15 protein-coding genes and 2 tRNA genes are annotated in these 22,623 nt (G+C 67.2%); 13 read left to right on the forward strand and 4 right to left on the reverse strand.

Features of this window, described 5'->3' with window-relative positions; genetic code table 11:
* Positions 1 to 76: 76 nt before the first annotated feature.
* The 3 genes from ACTJI2_RS03910 to mutS form a co-directional block, all read right to left on the reverse strand.
* Positions 77 to 688 (reverse strand): DUF937 domain-containing protein, encoded by a 612-nt coding sequence (locus ACTJI2_RS03910; protein WP_141453462.1) that lies wholly within the window; start codon positions 686 to 688, stop codon positions 77 to 79.
* 152 nt (positions 689 to 840) lie between these two features.
* Positions 841 to 3,045 carry a catalase/peroxidase HPI gene (katG, locus tag ACTJI2_RS03915; protein ID WP_440841183.1) on the reverse strand — a complete coding sequence of 735 codons (2,205 nt, stop codon included), beginning with the start codon at positions 3,043 to 3,045 and terminating at the stop codon, positions 841 to 843.
* A gap of 440 nt (positions 3,046 to 3,485) precedes the next feature.
* Complete coding sequence (gene mutS, locus ACTJI2_RS03920; RefSeq protein WP_440841184.1) at positions 3,486 to 6,116, reverse strand: DNA mismatch repair protein MutS; 2,631 nt, start codon at positions 6,114 to 6,116, stop codon at positions 3,486 to 3,488.
* Between the two features lie 506 nt (positions 6,117 to 6,622).
* Between mutS and ACTJI2_RS03925 the strand changes: the two genes are divergently transcribed.
* The 12 genes from ACTJI2_RS03925 (at position 6,623) to ACTJI2_RS03980 (ending at position 20,496) form a co-directional block, all read left to right on the forward strand.
* On the forward strand, positions 6,623 to 9,208 hold the full coding sequence (locus ACTJI2_RS03925; RefSeq protein ID WP_440841185.1) for a TonB-dependent receptor: 2,586 nt from the start codon (positions 6,623 to 6,625) through the stop codon (positions 9,206 to 9,208).
* Positions 9,209 to 9,333: 125 nt separating this feature from the next.
* Positions 9,334 to 9,837, forward strand: a complete 504-nt coding sequence (locus ACTJI2_RS03930; RefSeq protein WP_181444093.1) for a CinA family protein — start codon at positions 9,334 to 9,336, stop codon at positions 9,835 to 9,837.
* Positions 9,838 to 9,870: 33 nt separating this feature from the next.
* Positions 9,871 to 11,553: an ABC1 kinase family protein gene (locus ACTJI2_RS03935; RefSeq protein WP_440841186.1), complete on the forward strand. Its 1,683-nt coding sequence runs from the start codon at positions 9,871 to 9,873 to the stop codon at positions 11,551 to 11,553.
* 100 nt (positions 11,554 to 11,653) lie between these two features.
* Positions 11,654 to 12,295 (forward strand): transcriptional repressor LexA, encoded by a 642-nt coding sequence (lexA, locus tag ACTJI2_RS03940; protein WP_141453455.1) that lies wholly within the window; start codon positions 11,654 to 11,656, stop codon positions 12,293 to 12,295.
* Between the two features lie 167 nt (positions 12,296 to 12,462).
* Positions 12,463 to 13,500, forward strand: a complete 1,038-nt coding sequence (gene recA / locus ACTJI2_RS03945) for a recombinase RecA (RefSeq protein WP_183642622.1) — start codon at positions 12,463 to 12,465, stop codon at positions 13,498 to 13,500.
* A 62-nt stretch (positions 13,501 to 13,562) separates the two neighbouring features.
* Complete coding sequence (gene recX, locus ACTJI2_RS03950) at positions 13,563 to 14,057, forward strand: recombination regulator RecX (RefSeq protein ID WP_183642619.1); 495 nt, start codon at positions 13,563 to 13,565, stop codon at positions 14,055 to 14,057.
* A gap of 107 nt (positions 14,058 to 14,164) precedes the next feature.
* The gene (alaS, locus tag ACTJI2_RS03955; protein ID WP_192197574.1) at positions 14,165 to 16,813 is read left to right on the forward strand and encodes an alanine--tRNA ligase; all 2,649 of its coding nucleotides are present in this window, start codon (positions 14,165 to 14,167) and stop codon (positions 16,811 to 16,813) included.
* A 147-nt stretch (positions 16,814 to 16,960) separates the two neighbouring features.
* Positions 16,961 to 17,170, forward strand: a complete 210-nt coding sequence (gene csrA, locus ACTJI2_RS03960) for a carbon storage regulator CsrA (RefSeq protein ID WP_141453448.1) — start codon at positions 16,961 to 16,963, stop codon at positions 17,168 to 17,170.
* Positions 17,171 to 17,241: 71 nt separating this feature from the next.
* A tRNA-Ser gene (locus ACTJI2_RS03965) sits at positions 17,242 to 17,334 on the forward strand.
* 351 nt (positions 17,335 to 17,685) lie between these two features.
* Positions 17,686 to 18,072 carry a BlaI/MecI/CopY family transcriptional regulator gene (locus ACTJI2_RS03970; protein ID WP_203321623.1) on the forward strand — a complete coding sequence of 129 codons (387 nt, stop codon included), beginning with the start codon at positions 17,686 to 17,688 and terminating at the stop codon, positions 18,070 to 18,072.
* 3 nt (positions 18,073 to 18,075) lie between these two features.
* Positions 18,076 to 19,767: a M56 family metallopeptidase gene (locus ACTJI2_RS03975; RefSeq protein WP_440841189.1), complete on the forward strand. Its 1,692-nt coding sequence runs from the start codon at positions 18,076 to 18,078 to the stop codon at positions 19,765 to 19,767.
* A gap of 147 nt (positions 19,768 to 19,914) precedes the next feature.
* On the forward strand, positions 19,915 to 20,496 hold the full coding sequence (locus ACTJI2_RS03980) for a pilin (RefSeq protein ID WP_183642610.1): 582 nt from the start codon (positions 19,915 to 19,917) through the stop codon (positions 20,494 to 20,496).
* A 157-nt stretch (positions 20,497 to 20,653) separates the two neighbouring features.
* Here the strand turns inward: ACTJI2_RS03980 and ACTJI2_RS03985 are convergent.
* Positions 20,654 to 20,730 (reverse strand) — tRNA-Arg (locus ACTJI2_RS03985).
* 257 nt (positions 20,731 to 20,987) lie between these two features.
* On the opposite strand from ACTJI2_RS03985, the gene ACTJI2_RS03990 reads away from it, so the two are divergent.
* Positions 20,988 to 22,544, forward strand: coding sequence for a right-handed parallel beta-helix repeat-containing protein (locus ACTJI2_RS03990; protein ID WP_440841191.1), 1,557 nt, complete (start codon positions 20,988 to 20,990; stop codon positions 22,542 to 22,544).
* The last annotated feature ends 79 nt before the right edge of the window (positions 22,545 to 22,623 follow it).

The raw sequence follows: 22,623 nt of genomic DNA on the forward strand, positions 1-22,623 counted from the left end.
CTACGCGGATGTAGAGCGGAGCTTGCTCCGCTGGGGCTTCGAGGAAAAAGCAGCCGAGCAAGCTCGGCTCCAACGGTCAGCGGCCGCCGCCGAGGAATCCGCTGCCGACCTTCAGCAGGTCGCCCAGGCCCAACTGGCCGTCGCCGTCCTGATCCAGCACGGCGCCGAGCAGACCGCCGCCCAGTCCACCCTGCTGGCGGATCTGTTGCTGCTCCTGGCCGAGCACCTGGCTGAGCGCGCCGGGCGAGCCCTGGCCGCCCTGGCTCATGCGCTGGGCGAGGAAGGCCAGCACGATCGGGGCGAGGATCTTGAGGAGCTGGCCGGCGCGGTTGCTGTCCAGGCCCGTGGCCTGGCCCAGGCCGGCTTCGGCGCGCGGCTGGTTGCCGCCGAAGATGTGGCCGAGAATGCCGGCGCCGTTGGCTTCCGGGGTGGAGGCTCCGCCCAGGACCGAACCCAGCACGCTGCCGATATCCAGGCCGCTGTGGTTGCGCTGGAGCGCGCCGAACAGCGCCTCGGCGCCCTGCGGCTGCTCCGCGTTGCGGCCCAGCGCGCCCATCAGCAGCGGCAGCGCCGCGCCGACCGCGCCGGACGCCTCGGCCTGGCCGATGCCCAGTTGCTGGGAGACCTGCTGCAACGGCGCGCCCTGGAGCTGGGCGAAGAGTTCTTGCGCGAGAGACTGGTTGCTCATGACGGCCGTCCTCCTGGACGCGGGTTGGAACCGCCGATGCTAGCGCCAAACCGTGACGTTGGTGGTTAACCCGGGGAGAAGGCACGTTGCGCCAGCAGCTGGCGCCTGCTGATGGAAGCGCCCCGTCCGTCCCNGCGCCAAGGCGGCGTCTTCTAGGCCGCCTTGCGGGCGTTGCGCAGGTCGAAGCGATCCAGTTCCATCACCTTGGCCCAGGCGGCGACGAAATCGCGCACGAACTTCTCCTTCGCGTCCGCGCTGGCATACACCTCGGCCAGCGCGCGCAGCTGGGAATGCGAACCGAAGATGAGATCCACGCGGGTGCCGGTCCACTTGCGCTCGCCGGTCTTGCGATCGAGTGCCTCGAACACCGCCTCGTTGTCGGAGGTGGCCTTCCACTCGGTACGCATGTCGAGCAGGTTGACGAAGAAATCGTTGCCCAGCACGCCCGGGCGGTCGGTGAACACGCCGTGCTTCGTCTGCCCGACGTTGCCACCGAGCACGCGCAGGCCGCCGACCAGCACGGTCATCTCCGGCGCGGTCAGGGTCAGCAGCTGCGCCTTGTCGATCAGCAGGCTTTCGGCCGGCACGCTGTACTTGCCCTTGAGGTAGTTGCGGAAGCCATCGGCAGCCGGTTCCAACACCGCGAACGAGGCCACGTCGGTCTGTTCCTGCGAGGCATCGGTGCGCCCCGGCGAGAACGGCACCGCGACGGGATGACCGGCCTTCTTCGCGGCGTCCTCGACCGCCGCCGCGCCGCCCAGCACGATCAGATCCGCGAGCGAGACCTTCTTGCCGCCGGATTGCGCGCCGTTGAAGCCCGCCTGGATGCCTTCCAGCACCTTGATCACCTTCGCCAGTTGCGCGGGCTCGTTGACCTCCCAGTCCTTCTGGGGCGCCAGCCGGATGCGTGCGCCGTTGGCGCCGCCGCGCTTGTCGGAACCGCGAAAAGTGGAGGCCGAGGCCCATGCGGTCGACACCAGCTCGCCCGTCGACAGGCCGGATTCAAGGATCTTCTTCTTTAGCGCGGCGATGTCCGCTTCATCGATCAGCGGGTGATCCACGGCGGGCACGGGGTCCTGCCAGATCAGTTCCTCGCTCGGCACTTCCGGGCCGAGATAGCGCGCGCGCGGCCCCATGTCGCGATGGGTCAGCTTGAACCAGGCGCGGGCGAACGCATCGGCGAACTGATCCGGATGCTCCATGAAGCGCCGCGAGATCTTCTCGTACGCCGGATCGAAGCGCAGCGACAGATCGGTGGTCAGCATGTTCGGTGCGCGCCGCTTGGTGCCGTCATGGGCGTCGGGCACGGTGTCGGCGCCGGCGTTGTTCTTCGGTTTCCACTGGTGCGCGCCAGCCGGGCTCTTGGTCAGTTCCCATTCGAAACCGAACAGGTGCTTGAAGAAATCCTGGCTCCATTGCGTCGGCTTCGTCGTCCAGGTGACTTCCAGCCCGCTGGTGATCGCATCACCGGCGATGCCGGTACCGTGGGTGCTGCGCCAGCCCAGGCCCTGGGCGACGATGTCGTCGGCTTCCGGATCCGCGCCGACATGCGAAGCTTCGCCCGCGCCGTGGGTCTTGCCGAAGGTGTGGCCGCCGGCGATCAGGGCGACGGTTTCCTCGTCGTCCATCGCCATGCGGGCGAAGGTTTCGCGGATGTCGCGCGCGGCGGCGACCGGATCCGGATTGCCGTTGGGGCCTTCCGGATTCACGTAGATCAGGCCCATCTGCACGGCGGCCAGCGGGTTCTCCAGGTCGCGCTCGCCGGAGTAGCGCTTGTCGCCACCCAGCCACGCGGTTTCCGAACCCCAGTACACGTCCAGATCCGGTTCCCACACGTCCTCGCGGCCACCGGCGAAACCGAAGGTCTTGAAGCCCATCGTCTCCAGCGCGACGTTGCCGGTGAGGATCATCAGATCCGCCCAGGAAATCCGGTTGCCGTACTTCTGCTTGATCGGCCACAGCAGCCGGCGCGCCTTGTCCAGGCTGACGTTGTCCGGCCAGCTGTTGAGCGGCGCATAGCGCTGCTGCCCGCGTCCGCCGCCGCCGCGTCCGTCGCCGATGCGGTAGGTGCCGGCGCTGTGCCAGGCCATGCGGATGAACAAGGGGCCATAGTGGCCGAAATCCGCCGGCCACCACGGCTGCGAGTCGGTCATCAGATCGGCCAGATCCTTTTTCAGTGCTTCGTAATCCAGGCTTTTGAACGCCTCGGCGTAGTTGAAGTCCTTGTCCATCGGATCGGACTTGGACGAATGCTGGTGCAGCAGATCCACGCGCAGTTGCTTCGGCCACCAGTCGCGATTGGTGGTGCCGCCGCCGACAGAATGATTGAAGGGACATTTGGCGGTTTCGAGATTCATGGTCGTGCTCCTGGGCTGTGGTCCTGGGAAAGTGGAATGGGAAAACGGCGCGCGGTTTCGATGGAAACCGGATGGCCTGGGGAGGAAAGGGATCAAGGGCGACATCCGCACTGCACGTGCGGGCGCCGGGCGCGGATGCGGATGTGTGCTGGAGCGGGCGCTATCGTCGTCGCGGTGTTTGCTGACGTGACGGACGCGGAAGGGTCGGGAACGTGTTCATGGCTGACGATCTCGTTGGCGATGAAAGGGACGCGGCCAGACTAGGCAGGCTTTGCGATTAAGCAAAATCGTTTTTGGCGAACAATCCGATAGCACCGCTCAATGGTGCGGTGCGCAAGGCAGCGACCCGGACCGCGTCACGATACCCGGGGAGCGTTACGCGCATGTTGTCGAGCGAAGGATGCCCGTTGCGACGCGAAGTGTCGCGGCAGGTCGTCGGATCAGAGCAGATGCTTGAGCCGATACAGTGCTTCCAGGGCCTGCTTGGGAGTCAGTTCATCGGGTTCCAGCGCCGCCAGCGCTTCCATCGCGGCGGAGGGAACGGGCGCGAACAGGCCGATCTGCTGCGGGGCGTCGAGCGCCTGCGGGGCCATCGCCGAGGCATGGCTTTCCCGGCCGCGCGCTTCCAGTTCGGCCAACCGCCGGCGCGCCTGGGCGACGGTGGATCGCGGCAGGCCGGCGAGCGCGGCGACCTGCAGGCCGAAGCTGCGATCGGCCGGACCGTCCTTCACCGCATGCATGAACACCAGGGTATCGCCGCGTTCGCGGTCGTGGTGTTCGACCGCATCCAGGTGGACGTTGGCGATGCCGCTCTCGCCGCCTTCGGCGGAACCGTCCGCCAGCGCGGTGAGTTCGAAATAGTGGGTGGCGAAGAGGGTGTAGCAGCGGTTCTGGCTGGCCAGGTGGCGGGCGACCGCGTCGGCCAGGGCAAGGCCATCGTAGGTGGAGGTGCCGCGGCCGATTTCGTCCATCAACACCAGCGATTGCGCGGTGGCGTGGTGGAGGATGTAGCTGGTCTCGGCCATCTCGACCATGAAGGTCGACTGCCCGCGCGCCAGATCATCGCCGGCGCCGATGCGGGTGAGGATGCGATCGATCGGACCGATGTCCGCGCGCGTTGCCGGCACGAAGCTGCCGATATGGGCGAGCAGCACGATCAGCGCGTTCTGGCGCATGTAGGTCGATTTGCCGCCCATGTTGGGGCCGGTGATGATCAGCATCCGGCGCGCTTCGTCCAGGTGCAGATCGTTGGGCTCGAACGGTTCGGCGCGCACCGCTTCCACCACCGGGTGGCGCCCGCGTTCGATGCGCAGGCCGGGGGCGGCGGTGAGGGTGGGGCGGGACCAGTCCAGCGCCTGCGCGCGTTCGGCGAAGCCGGCCAGCACGTCCAGTTCGCTCAGCGCCGCGGCGCAGCGCCTGAGCGGTTCCAGGTTCTGGTTGAGCGAGTCGAGCAGGCCCTCGTACAGGCCCCTCTCGCGCGCCAGCGAACGTTCGCGGGCCGACAGCACCTTGTCCTCGAAGCTTTTCAGCTCCTCGGTGATGTAGCGTTCGGCGTTGGTCAGGGTCTGCCGGCGGGTGTAGTGGACCGGCGCGCGTTCAGCCTGTCCCTTGCTGATCTCGATGTAGTAACCGTGCACGCGGTTGTAGCCGACCTTGAGGGTGGCGATGCCGCTGCGCTCCCGTTCGCGGGCCTCCAGATCGACCAGGAACTGATCGGCGTGGGTGCTCAGCCGGCGCAGTTCATCCAGATCGGCGTCGAAGCCGTCGGCGATGACGCCACCGTCGACCAGCTTGAGCGCCGGATGCGGTGCGATCGCGCGGGCCAGCAGCGCGGCGACGTCGGCATGCTCGCCCAGTTCGGCCGCGAGTTCGGCCAGGCGTGGCGAACCCGCGAGCGTGGTGGACGAGACCGTCGCGCCGGCCAGCGCCTGGCGGATGTCCGGCAACAGCGCCAGCGCGTCGCGCAGGGTGGACAGATCGCGCGGACGCGCCGAGCGCAGGGCCACGCGGGTCAGGATGCGCTCCATGTCGCCGAGGGCGCGGAAGCGTTCGCGCAGGCCGGTGTCCAGCCCGCTTTCGATCAGGCTTTCGACCGCCTGGTGGCGCTCGCCCAGCGTGTGGTGATCGCGCAGCGGGCGATGCAGCCAGCGGCGCAACAAGCGGCCACCCATCGGGGTGATGGTGCTGTCGAGCACGCCGAGCAGGGTGTTGGCGGTGTCGCCGTCGATACGGGTGTCCAACTCCAGGTGCCGGCGGGTGGCGGCGTTCATCGCGATCGCGTCGCCGGCCGATTCGGTGCTGATCGCGCCCAGGTGGGTCAGCCGCTGCTTCTGGGTTTCCTCGACATAGCCGAGCAGGGCGGCGGCCGCGCCGGTCGCCAGCGGCATGCGTTCGATGCCGAAGCCGTTGAGATCGCGCACCTGGAAGAACTGCAGCAGTTGCCGCCGCCCGTTCTCCGGATCGAACAGCCAGGGCGCCCGCCGGCGCAGGCCGTGGCGGCTACGCAGGAATTCCGGCCAGCCGTCCTCGTCGGCGAGCAGGATTTCCGCCGGTTCCAGCCGCGAAAGCTCGGCTTCCAGCCCGTCCTCGCCGTCGACCTCGTTGACCACGAAGCGGCCGCCGGCCAGATCCGCCCAGGCCAGGCCGTAACCCGCGCGACCACGGGCGATCGCCATCAGCAGGGTGTCGCGGCGCTCGTTGAGCAGGGCCTCGTCGGTGACCGTGCCCGGCGTGACCACCCGCACGACCTTGCGTTCGACCAGTCCCTTGGCCAGGGCGGGGTCTCCGATCTGTTCGCAGATCGCCACCGATTCACCCAGCGCGACCAGCCGGGCCAGGTAGCTCTCGTAGGCGTGGTGCGGCACGCCGGCCATCGGGATGGGCGCGCCGGCCGAGTTGCCGCGCTGGGTCAGGGTGATGTCCAGCAGCCGCGCGGCCTTGCGGGCGTCGTCGTAGAACAGTTCGTAGAAATCCCCCATCCGGAAGAACAGCAGCAGATCCGGATACTCCGCCTTGGCGGCGAAGAATTGCTTCATCAGGGGCGTGTGTTCCTGCGACTTGTCCTGCTTCATGTGACCTTCTGGAAAACATCCGGCGCGCCGGGCGCCCGTCCGACATCGGCGGAAAGGCCATGCAGCCGGGCGGGGAAAGGCTGCAAGTTTAGGGGATCGCTGGTGGACCGAGGAGCGGGCGCGCCGCCGCCGCCGGCGATGGCTGGCACCCGCGGTCGGCGGATTGCCACGCGCGCCGTCGGCATGCATGCGCCATGCGGTCGTTCCTGATCGCATCGCCAAGGCGTGGCCACCCTCGCTCAAAGGGCTGGAAGGAAGACGTCGGGCCCCCGGTTCGCGCCATCGCGCGAGTAACCGATTTTCCGCACGAGCGTGCTTATTTTCCCGTGCAAAGTGCGCGGTCTGCGTATGGGTGCGCTGCAAAATGCTTCGTTGCGGCCAGGGGTGCTAGCTTCCCTCGCACAGGGGGCGCGCAATGCGCGCAAATGAATATCAGCAGTCGCAAGGCAGGTCCGAATATCGCAGTCGATTGATTACATCCGACATGACCCGGGGGAGGGGAACACATGGTCGCCAAACCGCAGCACCGCGCACTCGCGCTCGCCGTTTTCGCCGCACTGTCCGCCAATCTGCAAGCGCAGGAAGCCACGCCAGCCCAGACCAAACCCGACGAGGAGGCGACCACGCTCGCGACCATGACGGTCACCGCGCAGAAGCGCGAGGAAGCGATGCAGGATGTGCCGATCATGCTGACCGCGTTGCCGGAGCAACTGCTGCAGGACGCCGGGGTGTCCGACATCAAGGACGTGCAGTTGCTGGTGCCGGGCCTGCATGTCAGTTCGACCACCAACGAGTCGCAGACCACCGCGCGCATCCGCGGCGTCGGCACCAACGGCGACAACGCCGGCCTGGAGTCGGCGGTGGGCGTGGTGATCGACGGCGTCTACCGGCCGCGCACCGGCGTGGGTTTCGGCGATCTGGGCGAACTGGAACGCATCGAGGTCCTGAAAGGACCGCAGGGCACCGTGTTCGGCAAGAACACCTCCGCCGGCGTGATCAACGTCATCACCCGCCGTCCCAGCTACACCCAGAGCGCGGAAGGTGAGCTGACCTTCGGCAACTACGGCGAGTTCGGCATTTCGGGCGCCTACAACGACGCCATCAGCGACCATGCCGCCTTCCGCATCTATGCCGCCAAGCGCACCCGCGATGGTGTGACCGACGTGAACACCGGCACCGGACCGCGCACGCAACGCGAGGACAGCGACCGCGACTTCCGCACCCTGCGCGCGCAATTGCTGTGGGAACCGAACGACGATCTCGACTTCACCTTCATCGCCGACTACACCCGCCGTGACGAGAACTGCTGCGTCGGCGTGACCACCGTGCGCGGCCTGACCGCCAACATCCTGGATGCGCTCGCGGGCGGGGTGGGGCGCGCGGTCATTCCGGTCGCCGATCCCGAACGGCGCCTGGCCTACAGCAATCGCGGCACCGAGCAGAGCGTGCTGGACAAGGGCTTCTCCACCCAGATCGACTGGAACACGCCCTGGTTCAACGGCGCCACACTCACCTCGATCACCGCCGCGCGCGACTGGCAGTCGGTCAACGCGCTGGACTTCGACTTCAGCGGCGCGGACCTGCTGTACCGGCGCAACAACTTCGATGACTCCTCGACCAAGTTCAAGACCTTCAGCCAGGAACTCCGGCTGACCGGCAGCACCGACAAGCTGGACTGGATGGTGGGTTTCTTCTATTCGGATGAGGACCTGGAGCGCCACGACCAGTACATGATTGGCAGGCACTACGAAGCGTATCTGTCGACCGCGCTGTTGAGCCTGTTCGCCCGCCAGCTCGCTCCGCTGGGCATCACCGTCAACACCGCCAATCCGTTCCTGTTCGCCTCGCAGGCCACCGGTCGGGCGTTCGGCAGCGTGTTCCCGGGGGAAAGCGAGGGCGCGCACGACACCTACAACCAGAACGCCAGGACCGCGGCCTTGTTCACCAACAACACCTGGCATGCCACCGACCAGTTGGCGATCACGCTCGGCCTGCGCTATACCCACGAGAAGAAGGAACTGGATTCGGTCTACACCAATCCAAACGGCAGCCTGGGCTGCGCGACCGCGCTGATGGCCCCGGCACAGGTGGTGGGCGCGTTGATGGCGCGCGGGATTCCGCAGGCGGTCGCCCAACAGCTCGCGCCAACCACGATCGGCTACATGTGCCTGCCCTGGGCCAACATCGCCCACAACGGACGCCACACGAAGCAGGACCGGTCCGAAAGCGAGTGGTCCGGCACGCTCAAGTTCGCCTACCGCTGGAACGACCACCTGATGACCTACCTGTCCGGCGCGCGCGGCTACAAGGGCGGCGGGTTCAACCTGGATCGCGTGCAGTCGAACACGGGCCTGTCCAGCGGCACCGCCGGCATCCTGCCGGTCAGGGACACCTCGTTCCCCGGCGAATTCGTCGACAGCTATGAGCTCGGCGCCAAATCCACCTGGCTGGACGGCAACCTGCTGCTCAACGGCACCCTGTTCTACCAGGAGTTCACCGACTTCCAGCTCAACAGTTTCCTCGGCACCAGCTATGTGGTGCGCTCGATTCCCAAGGTCACCTCCAAGGGCATCGACGCCGAAGTGCTGTGGCAGACCGGACTGGATGGCCTGATGCTGCAGGCCGGCCTCACCTATGCCGACACCCGCTACGGCAACGACAGGCCCACCTCGGAATTCGTCGCTCCCGGCGGCACCCTGTACAAGCTGCCGGGCAACCACATCAGCTTCGCGCCGCTGTGGTCGGGTTCGGCGTCGCTGACCTACCAGTGGGACTTCGGCAGCAGCCTGATCGGGCGCTTCAATGTCGGCGCCAAGTACATCTCCGAACACAACACCGGTTCGGACATGGACATCGAGAAGATCCAGGAGGGCTACACGCTGGTCAACGCCCGTATCGGCTTCGGCGCGAAGAACAAGCGCTGGATGGTGGAGCTGTGGGGACAGAACCTGACCGACGAGACCTACCAGCAGGTCGGCTTCGACGCCCCGCTGCAGAACTTCTCGCCGACGCCGGGCGATCCGACCAATTCGTTCAACGCGTTCCTGGGCGCGCCGCGCACCTACGGCGTGACCCTGCGCGTGACGTACTGACCCCGGGCGATTCCGCCGGCATGGCGCATGCACCCGTCCCGTTCCGGGCGGGTGCATGCCGATGGCGGGCAGACAGGAACATCGAATTCGGCTAAAACGGGGACTTCTTCCCCCGAGCTTCGCCGATGTCGACCGTGGCCGCGATTCCTTCCGACGCCGAACTGCGCGAGCAGGCCGAACTGATTGGCGCCCGCCTGCGCGCCGAGCACGATCACCTGGTGACCGCGGAAAGCTGCACCGGCGGCTGGATCGCCAAGACGGTGACCGACATCGCCGGCTCCTCGGACTGGTTCGACAGCGGCATGGTGGCGTACAGCTACGAAGCCAAGCAGGCGCTGCTGGGCGTACGCCCGCAGACGCTGGAAACCCATGGCGCGGTCAGTCGCGAGACCGTCATCGAGATGGTGTCCGGCGCACTGGTCAATTCCGGCGCCAGCGTCGCCGTGGCGGTGACCGGCATCGCCGGCCCCGGCGGCGGCAGCGAGGGCAAGCCGGTCGGCACGGTCTGGATTGGCTGGAAGCGGCGCGGCGGCTACGCGCGCGCCGAAGTGTTCCAGTTCGACGGCGATCGCGACGCCGTGCGCCGGCAGACCGTGGCCTCCGCGCTGCGCGGGCTGGAACGGCTGTGACGATGCAGACGGGCAGGGACGGGCGACGCTGACATGTGGGAGACCTTGGGGGCGGTACGCGATCTGGGGCGGCTGCAGGAAATCGCGTCGGTCCTGATCCGCAACGGTTTCGGCGACATGGTGCGGCGCGTCGGCCTGGCCGGCGCGCTGGAACGGGCCGGCCGGCTGCTGCACTGGCAGCATGCGGAGGAAACCCTGCGGATGGAGCCGCCCGAGCGCCTGCGCCGCGCGCTGGAAGCGCTGGGCCCGACCTTCGTCAAGCTTGGACAGGTGCTGGCCACCCGCATCGACCTGCTGCCGCCGGAATGGATCGCCGAGCTGAGCCGGTTGCAGAACGCGGTGCCGGCGTTGCCGTATGACGCCATCCGCCCGCAATTGATCGAAGATCTGGGCGACGCGCCGGAGAACATCTTCGCCCGACTGGATCCGGAACCACTCGCGGCCGCGTCGCTGGCGCAGGCGCACCGCGCCTGGCTCGATGACGGCACGGCGGTGGTGCTGAAGGTGCGCCGGCCGGGCATCCGCGAAGTGGTCGAAGCGGATCTGCGCCTGCTGGCGCGGTTGGCCGAAATCATCCAGGCGCAGGTTCCCGACCTGCGCCGCTATCACCCGGTGGGCATCGCCCAGCAATTCGCCGCGTCGCTGCGCGCGGAACTGGATTTCGCGAGCGAATGCCGCAACGCCGAGCGCATCGCGTTCAATTTCCGCGACCATCCCGAAGTGCTGATTCCGTCGGTGCACTGGCAATGGACCAGCGAGCGCCTGAGCGTGCAGGACTGGGTGGACGGCATTCCCGGCTGCGATCTGGCGGCCGTCGACGCGGCGGGACTGGATCGCCACGCGCTGGCGAGCACGGGCGCGGCGATCGTGCTCAAGATGGTGCTGGTGGATGGCTTGTTCCATGCCGATCCGCACCCCGGCAACGTGTTCTATCTTCGCGACGGTCGCATCGGCCTGATCGACTTCGGCATGGTCGGCGGCGTCTCCGAACAGCGGCGATTCCAGGTCGCGCGCTTGCTCAACGGGCTGGTCGGCGAGGACCCGGAGGCCGTCACCGACATCCTGCTCGACTGGACCGAGGGCGACGCGTCGGTCGACGAAACCCGCCTGCAGGCCGACGTCGGCGTGTTCACCGATCGCTATCGCGGCGTGCCGCTGAAACAACTGCGGATGGGCGCGATGCTCACCGACGTGGCTGCGCTGCTGCGCCGGCACGGCCTGAGCCTGCCGCCGGATCTGGCGCTGATGATCAAGGCGTTCCTGACCCTGGAAGGCTTGGGCCGGCAACTGGATCCGGAATTCGACATGGCCAGCGAGGCGCGCCCCTACCTGGAGCGGGCGATCCTGGATCGCTATTCACCGCGCGCGGTCGCCCGGCGGGGACGCCGCAGCCTGTCCGGCGCCCTGGACCTGGTCGGCGACATGCCGCGGGACCTGCGCCGCCTGCTGCAGGCGGCCCGCCGCGGACGCCTGCGCGGGCAACTGGACATCACCTCGCTGAAAGCCTTCGGCGACCAGCTCAACAGCGCCGCCAACCGGCTGACCATCGGCGTGGTCACCGCCGCCCTGATCATCGGCTCGTCCATCGTGATGAACAGCGTCGGCGGAGGCATCTCCAACCGCTGGCTGATGGCGATGGGCGTGCTGGGCTTCGTGTTCGCGGCGATGACCGGCGTCTGGATCGTGCTGTCGATCTGGCGCAGCGGGCGGAAGTAGGCCGACTCCGCGGCCAGCAGGCTGGCGGGGCCCCGGCGTGCCGAAAGGGAATGGGGCACAGGCTTGCCAAGTGCGTTTGTTAGTAGTAATACTACTAACCATGGACCTGACCGATACCCAGCAAGCCATCCTCGCCCTGATTGCCGAGCGCATCGAGGCCGAGGGCATGCCGCCCTCCCAGACCGAGATTGCCCGGGCCTTCGGGTTCAAGGGCGTGCGGGCGGCGCAGTACCACCTGGAAGCCCTGGAGCAGGCCGGCGCCATCGAGCGGCTGCCGGGCCGGGCGCGCGGAATCCGCCTGCTGAAGGCGCCGGTGCAGCCGCAGCCGGAGCTGGCGTTTCCCTCCGCCAACGACGACGGGCTGCGGATTCCGGTGTTGGGCCAGGTCGCGGCGGGCGCGCCGATTGGCGCCGATGCCGGCCATCATGACTACGTGCTGCTGGACCGGGCGTTCTTCGCCCCGGCTCCGGACTACCTGCTGCGGGTCAAGGGCGATTCCATGCGCGACGAGGGCATCTTCGACGGTGACCTGATCGGCGTGCACCGCACCCGTGACGCGCGTTCGGGGCAAATCGTCGTCGCCCGCATCGACGACGAGATCACGGTCAAGCTGCTCAAGGTCGGCAAGGACCGGATTCGCCTGCTGCCGCGCAATCCCGACTATTCGCCCATCGAAGTGCAGCCGGATCAGGATTTCGCCATCGAAGGCCTGTATTGCGGCCTGGTGAGGCCCAACCGGTGAAGGGCCGACGGAACCGTGCGGGTTTGTCCGACGCCCGGGCGCCGGATTCCCCGATGGCCGGACCACGGCGATTTCCTTAATTTCAGATTTTCCGGGGCTGTCGCAGCCCGTGCGATCCACCCCCGCTAGCCTTGCATTCAACGATTGATACTTCCGAGGAACTGATGATGGACGAGAACAAGAAGCGCGCCCTTTCCGTGGCCCTGACCCAGATCGAGCGCCAGTTCGGCAAGGGCTCGGTGATGCGGATGGGCGACCGCGTGATCGAACCGGTGGAAGTCATCCCGACCGGCTCGCTGATGCTGGACATCGCCCTCGGCATCGGTGGCCTGCCCAAGGGCCGCGTGGTGGAAATCTACGGACCGGAATCCTCGGGCAAGACCACCCTGACCCTGCAGGCCATCGCCGAGTGCCAGAAGCAGGGCGGCACCGCGGCCTTCATCGACGCCGAGCATGCGCTGGATCCCATCTACGCCGCCAAGCTGGGCGTCAACGTCGACGACCTGCTGGTCTCGCAGCCGGATACCGGCGAGCAGGCGCTGGAAATCGCCGACATGCTGGTGCGCTCGGGCTCCATCGACATCGTCGTCATCGACTCGGTCGCCGCGCTGACGCCGAAGGCGGAAATCGAGGGCGAGATGGGCGACCAGCTGCCGGGCCTGCAGGCCCGCCTGATGAGCCAGGCCCTGCGCAAGCTGACCGGCAACATCAAGCGCTCCAACACCCTGGTGGTCTTCATCAACCAGCTGCGCATGAAGATCGGCGTGATGATGCCGGGCCAGAGCCCGGAAACCACCACCGGCGGCAACGCGCTGAAGTTCTACGCCTCCGTGCGCCTGGACATCCGCCGTATCGGCGCGATCAAGAAGGGCGACGAGATCATCGGCAACCAGACCAAGATCAAGGTCGTCAAGAACAAGCTGGCGCCTCCGTTCAAGCAGGTCGTCACCGAGATCCTCTACGGTGAGGGCATCAGCCGCGAAGGCGAACTCATCGACATGGGCGTGGAAGCCAAGCTGGTCGAGAAGGCCGGTGCCTGGTACAGCTACGGCAGCGAACGCATCGGCCAGGGCAAGGACAATTCGCGGACCTTCCTGCGCGAGAACCCGCAGATCGCGGCCAAGCTGGAGGGCGAACTGCGCGAGAAGTTCCAGCCGGCCGAAGCCTCGCGTGGCGAGAGCGACGACGCGGACCAGGATGACTGAGCCGTTCGGCATGGGAAGTGGCCTGGAATGGATGCCGGCCGCCCGGCCCGGCGGATGGAATGATGGGCAGGGATGAAAAGCCGGGCTCGCCGCGTCCGCGGCGGTCCCGTCCCGAGCAGACGCCGGTCCAGCGGGCGCTCGGGTTGCTGACCCGTCGCGAGCATTCGCGGCGGGAGCTGGAACGCAAGCTGGCCTCCCGCGGCGTGGATGCAGGGGAGGCCAAGGCGGCGGTGGAACGACTGGCCAGCGAGGGTTGGCAGGATGACCGCCGGTTCGCCGAATTGCTGGTCCGCAGCCGGGCCGGCAGCGGTTATGGGCCGCTCCGCATCCGCGCGGAGTTGGCGACCCATGGGCTGGATCGCGACGCCATCGCGGCGGCCATGGACACTTTTGATGGCGACTGGACCGAAACGGCGTGCGACCTCGTCCGCCGCCGTTTCGGTCCGGCCGGCTTGACCGATCTGGCCGGGCGGCGCAAGGCCGCCGATTTCCTGATCCGGCGAGGTTTCGACGGCGGCAGTGTCCGCGCGGCGACCCGGCTGGACTGGGAGGACTGAACCCGCCGGGCCTGTTAATCTAGGGCATTGGGTTGCTTCGGCAGGCCCGCGCCCGCATCTGTGGGGGACGCGGCGTCCGGATGCGCCCGTCAGCCAATGCCAGCCAGATGACCAGCTCCCCCAAAATCAGCACCCGCCAGATCCGTCAGGATTTCCTCGATTTCTTCCACAGCAAGGGCCACACCATCGTGCCCTCGGCGCCGCTGGTACCGGGCAACGATCCGACCCTGCTGTTCACCAACTCGGGCATGGTCCAGTTCAAGGACGTGTTCCTGGGCGCGGAGAAACGCAGCTACGTGCGTGCGGCCGACGTGCAGCGCTGCCTGAGGGCCGGTGGCAAGCACAACGATCTGGACTCGGTGGGCTATACCGCGCGCCACCACACCTTCTTCGAGATGCTGGGCAACTGGTCCTTCGGCGACTACTTCAAGAAGGAAGCCATCGCCTGGGCGTGGGAACTGCTGACCGGCGTGTGGAAGCTGCCGAAGGAGCGCCTGCTGGTCACCGTCTATCACACCGATGACGAGGCCTTCGAGATCTGGAACAAGGACATCGGCATCCCGGTCGAGCGGATCGTCCGCATCGGCGACAACAAGGGGGCGCCGTTCGCTTCCGACAATTTCTGGCAGATGGCCGACACCGGTCCGTGCGGTCCGTGCACCGAGATCTTCTACGATCACGGCGATCACATCGCTGGTGGTCCGCCCGGTTCGCCCGATGAGGATGGCGATCGTTTCATCGAAATCTGGAACCTGGTGTTCATGCAGTTCGACCGCCAGCCGGATGGCACCCTGGTGCCATTGCCGGCGCCGTGCGTGGATACCGGCATGGGCCTGGAGCGCCTGACCGCGATCCTGCAGCACGTCCACAGCAACTACGAAATCGATCTGTTCCAGGCCCTGATCGAGAAGGCCGCCGAGCTGACCGGTACGCAGGATCGCGAGAACAAGTCGCTGCGCGTCATCGCCGATCACATCCGCGCCTGCAGTTTCCTCATCGTGGACGGCGTGCTGCCTTCCAACGAGGGCCGCGGCTACGTGCTGCGCCGGATTATCCGTCGCGCCCTGCGCCACGGCTGGATGCTGGGCGTGCGCCAGCCGTTCTTCCACAAGATGGTGGGCACGCTGTCCGAGCTGATGGGCGAGGCCTATCCCGAACTGCCGGCCGCCCGCGATCTGGTCGAACGGGCATTGAAGGCCGAAGAGGAGCGCTTTGCCGAGACGCTGGATTCGGGCATGCGGATCTTCGACGACATCGCCGCCCGTGCCCAGGGCATGATTCCCGGTGTCGAGGCTTTCCGCCTGTACGACACGTATGGCTTCCCGGTTGACCTGACCGCCGACATCGCCCGCGAGCGCGGCCTCACGGTGGACATGGCCGGTTTCGAGACGGCGATGGAGCAGCAGCGCGAAACCGCGCGCGCCGCCGGCAAATTCGCTTCCGGCGCCAGCCTGCCGGCCGATCTGGTGGCGCAGCTGCAGCCGACCGGGTTCCTGGGTTACGAGCAACTGGACGCGGGCGACCTGCGGGTGGTGGCGCTGATGAAGGACGGTCGTCCGGTCGAGTCGATCGGCAGCGGGGACGAGGCTTTGGTCCTGCTGGATCGCACGCCGTTCTACGCCGAGTCCGGCGGACAGGTGGGCGACGTGGGCCGCTTGGCCGGACCCGACGCCGAGTTCGCAGTGTCGGACACGCAGAAACTCGCCGGCCAGTTCCACGGCCATGTGGGCCGGATGACCCGCGGCACCCTCAAGCTGGGCGACCGGATTGCCGCGAGCGTGGATGCGCCGCGGCGCGCGGCCACCATCCTCAATCACTCCGCGACGCACCTGCTGCATGCGGCGCTGCGCGAAGTGCTGGGCACCCATGTGCAACAGAAGGGCTCGCTGGTGGCGCCGGATCGCCTGCGCTTCGACTTCTCGCATTTCCAGGCCATCAGCCCGCAGGAACTGGCCGAGGTCGAGCGTCGCGTGAACGCGCAGGTGCGCGCCAACCATGAGGCCGAAGTGCACCACATGGGCATGCAGGAAGCATTGGATTTCGGCGCAATGGCGTTGTTCGGCGAGAAGTACGGCGAAAACGTGCGCGTGCTGCGCATGGGCGAGTACTCCACCGAGCTGTGCGGCGGCACCCATGTGGGCCGGACCGGTGACATCGGACTGTTCAAGATCGTCAGCGAAGGCGGCGTCTCCGCGGGCGTGCGCCGGATCGAGGCGGTGACCGGGCAGGGCGCGCTGGATCACGTGGACGCCGAGGAGCGCCGGCTGCAACAGGCCGCCGAACTGCTGGGTGGCAACGCCAACGACGTGGTTGAGAAGATCCGCGCCCTGGCCGAGCGGCAGAAGAAACTGGAACGCGAGCTGGAAGTCCTCAAGGCGAAGGCGGCCTCGGGCGCCACCGCCGATCTGGCCGGAGCGGCGCAGGACGTCAAGGGCGTCCGCGTGCTGGCTTCGCGACTGGAAGGTTTCGACGCCAAGGCCTTGCGTGACGCGGTCGACCGGCTCAAGCAGCAATTGGGCGATGCGGTGATCGTGCTGGCCGGTACCAGTGACGGCAAGGCGGCGCTGGTGGCCGGCGTCAGCGGCGCGGCCGCCGGCAAGGTCAAGGCCGGGGAACTTCTCTCCCATGTCGCCGGTCAGATCGGCGGCAAGGGCGGTGGTCGCCCGGATCTCGCCCAGGGTGGTGGCGAGGACGGGCCCGCCCTTGTGTCTGCCCTCAAGGGCGTCAATGACTGGGTCGCCGGGCACCTGCAATGAACCGCCCGGCCCGCGCCCGCGCTTGCGGGCGCGTGCTTCGGCCCGTACCATGATTCACGACGATGAACCTATCTGGAAGCGTCCTCGCGCCCAGCGATGCAGGAACGCGGCCCCGGCCTTAATCTTGCCGGATTCAGGAGAAGAAACATGCTGATTTTGACCCGCCGAGTCGGCGAAACCTTGATGATCGGTGATTCGGTCACGGTGACTGTGCTCGGCGTGAAGGGCAACCAGGTGCGCATCGGTATCACCGCGCCCAAGGACGTTGCCGTGCACCGCGAAGAGATCTACCAGCGCATCCAGCGCGGCGAGGAAGCGGGTTCCGCTTCCCACAACGACGATTCGTCCTCGAGCTGATTCCGTTTGCCGCCGAACCGGTCTGCCGTTATCCTATGCGGCCGCCGTCGGTCGACTGCGGAACATTTCCCGGAGTGATGCCCGAGTGGCCGAAGGGGCTCCCCTGCTAAGGGAGTATAGGGTCAAAAGCCTTATCGAGGGTTCGAATCCCTCTCACTCCGCCAGTTGCGTCCAGAAACCCCGCCTCGGCGGGGTTTCTGGTTTTCGGCGCCTGCGAATCCGATTGCGCGAAGTCGCGCCGACGCGGTGACGCTCGTTGGTCGCAACGCGCCGACCGCATGCGGCATGCGGGTGACCGATGCTTTCCGGCCACCGGGCGACGTGTTCGTTCTTCGCATTTTTCTTCACGGCGTCGCTCGGGACGTCTCCGACAGGGGGCTCACCGATCGTGTCGCCGCGCGGCCTGGGGGCCTTCCAGGGCGATCCGGGGACACCCCTGCCATCGGTCATGCTTGACTACAGATGTAGTCAGTTCTAGTTTGACTACATCTGTAGTCATCCCCGTGGAGGGGACCATGGCACGCAAGAGCATCGGGGACCAGGAGCTGGCCCTGCTCCAGTATGTGGGGCAGCAGGGAGACGCGTCGGTCGGGGAGGTCGCCGCCGGTTTCGGCGAGGCGCAGGGACTGGCGCGCTCGACCGTGCTGACCATGATGGAACGGCTGCGCGCCAAGGGATATCTGAAGCGGCGCCAGGCCGACGGCCTCTACCGTTATTCGGCCACCACCGGCGAGGACGACGTGGTGCAGGGCGCGGTGGCGGCTTTCGTGGAGAAGACGCTGCGGGGCTCGGTCAGTCCTTTCGTCGCCTGGATGTCCAAGCGCGGCGAGGTCAGCGACGAGGAACTGGCCGAACTGGAGGCACTGGTGGCGCGACTGCAATCCAAGCGGCAGGAGGACTGATCGATGGACGCCTTCATCGTTGCGTGCCTGGAGCGGCTGGCGGCGACCAGCGTGCAGACCGTGGTGCTGGTGACCCTGGTCTGGGGTCTCTGCCGGCTGTTGCCCCGCGTGCCGCCGGCGACCCAGTGCTGGTTGTGGTGGCTGGTGGCCCTGCAGGCCCTGCTCGGGCTGGTCGCGCCTCCGCTGGAACTGCCGTGGCTGGCGCAGGCGCCTGCCGTCCCGGTTGTCGATACCATGCCGCTTGCCGCGGCGGGCGGCGACGCCATGGCGGGTGCGAACACCGCCGCGCCAGCGGCCCCGCCCGGGTTTTCCTGGCAGCTTGGCCTGGTGGCGCTATGGCTGGCAGGCGTGATCGTCATGAGCGGCGTGACGCTGCGTGACTGGTGGCGCAGCCGCGAACTGCTCAGGCGTTCGGCGCCATGCACGGATGAAGTGCTGGTCGAGGCGCTGGCGCTCGCCGCCGAGGCCCACGGACTGCGGCGGACTCCGCGATTGCGCGTCTCCGACGGTATCGATTCCCCGCAACTGGTCGGGCCCTGGCGCCCGATCCTGCTGCTGCCCGCGCATCGGCTGCTGGGTGGCGACGACCTCGACATGGCGCTGACCCACGAGCTGGTGCACCTGCACCGGCGCGATCTGTGGTGGGGATGGGGCCCGACCTTGGCGCGCCACCTGTTCTTCTTCCATCCGCTGATCCACCTGGCGGTGCGCGAGTACGGCATCGCCCGCGAAGCCGCCTGCGATGCGGCGGTGGTGGCGGGGGATCGCCGCTGCCGTCATGACTACGGCCGCCTGTTGGTACGGCTGGGCACGTCGCCCTCGCTGCGCACCGGGCTGGCCAGCGCCTCTCCCACTTTCCTCTGCCTCAAAAGGAGATTGACCATGTTGCAGAATACCGCTTCCTTTCCGCGCGTGGGTGCTTTCGCGCTGCTGATCCTGGTGGCCGCCATCGGCGTGGCGCCGTTGCGGCTGGTGGCCGCACCCAGCGAGGGTGCCGCCGCGGCGGGCCCGCAGTCCGCCGGCGGCGGAACGGTCATCGTCCAGTCGACCACTTCCCTGGTCAGCACCGCGAGCGGGGAGGATGAAGTCAGCGGACAGATCCACCTGTCCAAGTCCGGTACGGATCAGGCCTATGTGCGCATCCGCGGCAAGGGCGAGCGCACAGTCATGAACGGCTCCACCGATGATCTGGAAGAAGCGCGCCGCGCGATCGCCGGGCAGGGAGACGCGCTCTGGGTTCGCCAGGGCGGCGCGCGCTACCTGATTCGGGATCCGGAGACGCTGGCGCGCTTTGACGCGCTGATCGCACCCATCCGCGAACTCGGCGATCAGCAGGGCGCGCTGGGCCAGCGCCAGGGCGCGTTGGGCCAGCAGCAGGGCAAGCTCGGCCAGGAGCAGGGCGAGCTGGGCCAGCGCCAGGCGCGGTTGGCGCTGGCGGCGGCGCAGCGGGCGATGGACGGAGGTTCGCGTGATGAATCGGCCAGTGAAAAGCGCGAACAGGCCGAGCTCGCCGCGCGCCAGAAGGCGTTGGGCGAGCGCCAGGAAGGCCTGAGTCGCCGACAGGCCGATCTGAGCCAGCAGCAGGCCGTGCTCAGTACCCGCCAGGCCGAAGCGTCCCAACGCGCCAATGAGGGACTGAAGCATCTGCTGGCCACCGCGTTCGCCAGTGGCGTCGCTCAGCCGATCGGGAAGTAAGAGGGCGGCTCCCTCCGGCGTCGGCCGACCCGTGCCCCGAAAGCCTCGCCGCGGCGAGGTTTTTCGGTTTTCGGAGCTTCGTTGCACCCTGGAAAATTAAGAGGAATCCGATTTTCTGGCGGTCCCCGGTTTTTCAGACTGTGCCGTATGCAGTCCAAATCATTCCCGGGGATAGGCAGCAAGAATCACGTATCGGGCGTCACACTGGTCGAATTGGCGGTGGTGCTTGCCGTCGCGGGACTTTTGCTGGCCCTGGTGGTGCCGGCCTATCGGGATTTCATGGCCCGGGCGCGCATGAGTGAAGCCTTTGCGGTAGTGGGGCCGCTCAAATCGGCGGTACTTGAGACAGTCATGACCCAGGGGGACCCGGCCACTTTCCTGGCATCCCTGCCGATCCAGGGCAAGAGCCCGATGGAAGTCTTCGGCTACACGCCGGTCGGTTATCTTCCGGGAAGTCAGGGAACCCGCCACGTCAAACAGGCGGTCATCAGCGAGACCGGGGTCATCATCGTCCAAGCCGAGGACACCGGTTGCGCGGCATACATCGGCGGCGGGGAAGACATCACCCTGCTCTGGCTGTATCCGAAGCTCAATGCCAGCCAGTCCGGACTGGACTGGCTATGCGTATCCGCCTACTACTACTGGCAGGCCAAGGAGCGCGCCTACAAATGCATGCCCGCCGCCTGCCAGCATGATGACAACGATCTGCGAAAGTGGTTGAGGGAATGACGACGGGGACCAGGCTATCGCCTGAACGCGTCGTGGAGCACAGCCGCTCGTGCGGCCATCCCATCCATGAAGGGAAAAAGGCGGGGCGAATGCCTCAGGTTTCCAGCATCGTGGACATAAAAAAACAGGCAGACCGAAGTCTGCCTGTTCTTGCAAATGGCGCGCCCGGAGAGATTCGAACTCCCGACCGCCTGGTTCGTAGCCAGGTACTCTATCCAGCTGAGCTACGGGCGCGTTGCGTTAGAGGCGGAATTCTGCACGATTCGATTTCGGTCGTCAATCATTTTTCCGTAACGAATTTCCGGGGCCGATGCCGGCCCGCGGCGGACGGGCACCGCCGGCGCTCCCGCCATTGAGCCGGGATGACGACCCGGTCGCAGTTCGGAAAATGCCGGGGACGCGATCGGCGCCGGTTAGCGGGACTTTCACGGTCGGCCCGTGACAATACCGCCCACAGGGGGAACAACCAGAATTCCGGGAGTTCCAAATCAATGCGTTTTTCCAAGTCCTTGCTCGGCCTGGGGCTGATTGCGGCTGCCCCGCTGAGCGCGGCGGCCGCGACCTATACGGTCGGCCCGTCCGGGCGCCAGTACACCCAGCTGTCCACGCTGTTCAACAACGTCAATCTTGCCCCCGGCGACATCGTCGAGGTGGATGGCAATGCGACCTACAGCGGCAACATCGTCATCGGTGACGACGACAGCGGCACCGAAGCCAATCCGGTGACCATCCGCTGGCGGCGGGTGGCCGGCGCCACGCGGCCGGTGCTGAGCGGTGGCACCCATACCATCAAGTTCGAACAATCCAACCACGTCGTGCTGGAAGGATTCGAAATCACCGGCGGCAGCTCGAGTTGCGTCTTCAGCGAGGCCCACAACGCGACCGTGCGTGATGCCTACATCCACGACTGCCCGTCGCACGGCATCCTCGGCGCGGATCAGAATTCGGGTTCGTTCACGCTCGAATACAGCGAGGTCGCGCGGGCCGGGCAGGGCGATCGCCGTCATGCGATCTACATGCAATCCGACGAGGTCGCGTTCCCGGACACCGTATTCCGGATGCGCTACAACTACGTGCACGACGCCACCGGCGGCGTGCTGGTGCGGGTGCGCCACCAGCGTGCGGAGATCTATTACAACTGGATCGAAGGCTCGGATCTGCACGAGGTGGAACTGATCGGGCCGGACTGCGAAACCCAGAAGTCCGGCTGGACCGCGGACCTGCGCCGCGAGGATGCCGACGTGGTCGGCAACGTGATCATCCATCGTGCCGGCAGCCGTTCCGGCAACGCATTCCGCATCGGCGGCGATCTCAACGGCCGCAACCAGGGCCGTACCCGCCTGGTCAACAACACGATCATCCTGGATCGCGGCGGCAACGCCAACGCGGTGTTGGTGCAACTGGGCCAGGGCTCGCTGGAGATGCACAACAACGCCATCTACCAGAATGGCGGCAGCACCCCGGCGATCGTGCGTGAGAACCCGGCCAGCGACGTGGCCGCGCCCTACTGTGGGCCGTCGAGCCGCGAGCCGTGGTCGAACGGCCGCAAGGTCGCCGGCAGCAACAACTGGGTGCAGACCGGGGCGACCCTGGTGCCGGCGGAGTGGAGCGGCACCGTGCGTGGCTCGGATCCGATGCTCACCAATCTCACCCAGCGCAGCCTGCGTCCCCGCGCCGGCAGTCCCCTGCTCGCCGCGGGCAACAACACGCCGGTGACCCCGACGGCGTTCCCGTTCCCCTCGCCGCAGCTGTTGCCGGCGTTCGACCCGCCGCTGCGGGCCAAGCTGGCGATCGGCGACGCGCACGCGCGATTGGCGCCGAGCCGGATCGCCATCGGTGCGCTGGAGCAGAGCGACATCGATGCCCGCATCCGGGTCAACGGCGCACAACCGATGATTCCCGGACAGGGGCCGGCGTCGTCGGCCGCACCGCCGACCGCCGGGGGGCAGGTCCAGCCGGTGTCGAGCGGGCGTGGCGTGTATGTCGGGCGGTCGCCGTACCGGCAGGCACCGGCGGCGCGTTATCGCCGTTCGGTGGTGAGGCCCTGACGGACGCGCCGGGTAACCGGGCAGGCTCCGGCCTTCCCGGCGCTTGCGGAAAAAGGAAGGCCGGGGCGACCCGGCCTTT

Origin of the sequence: Pseudoxanthomonas sp. 22568 (assembly GCF_052044485.1) — a bacterium.
Taxonomy (GTDB): Bacteria; Pseudomonadota; Gammaproteobacteria; order Xanthomonadales; family Xanthomonadaceae; genus Pseudoxanthomonas_A; species Pseudoxanthomonas_A beigongshangi.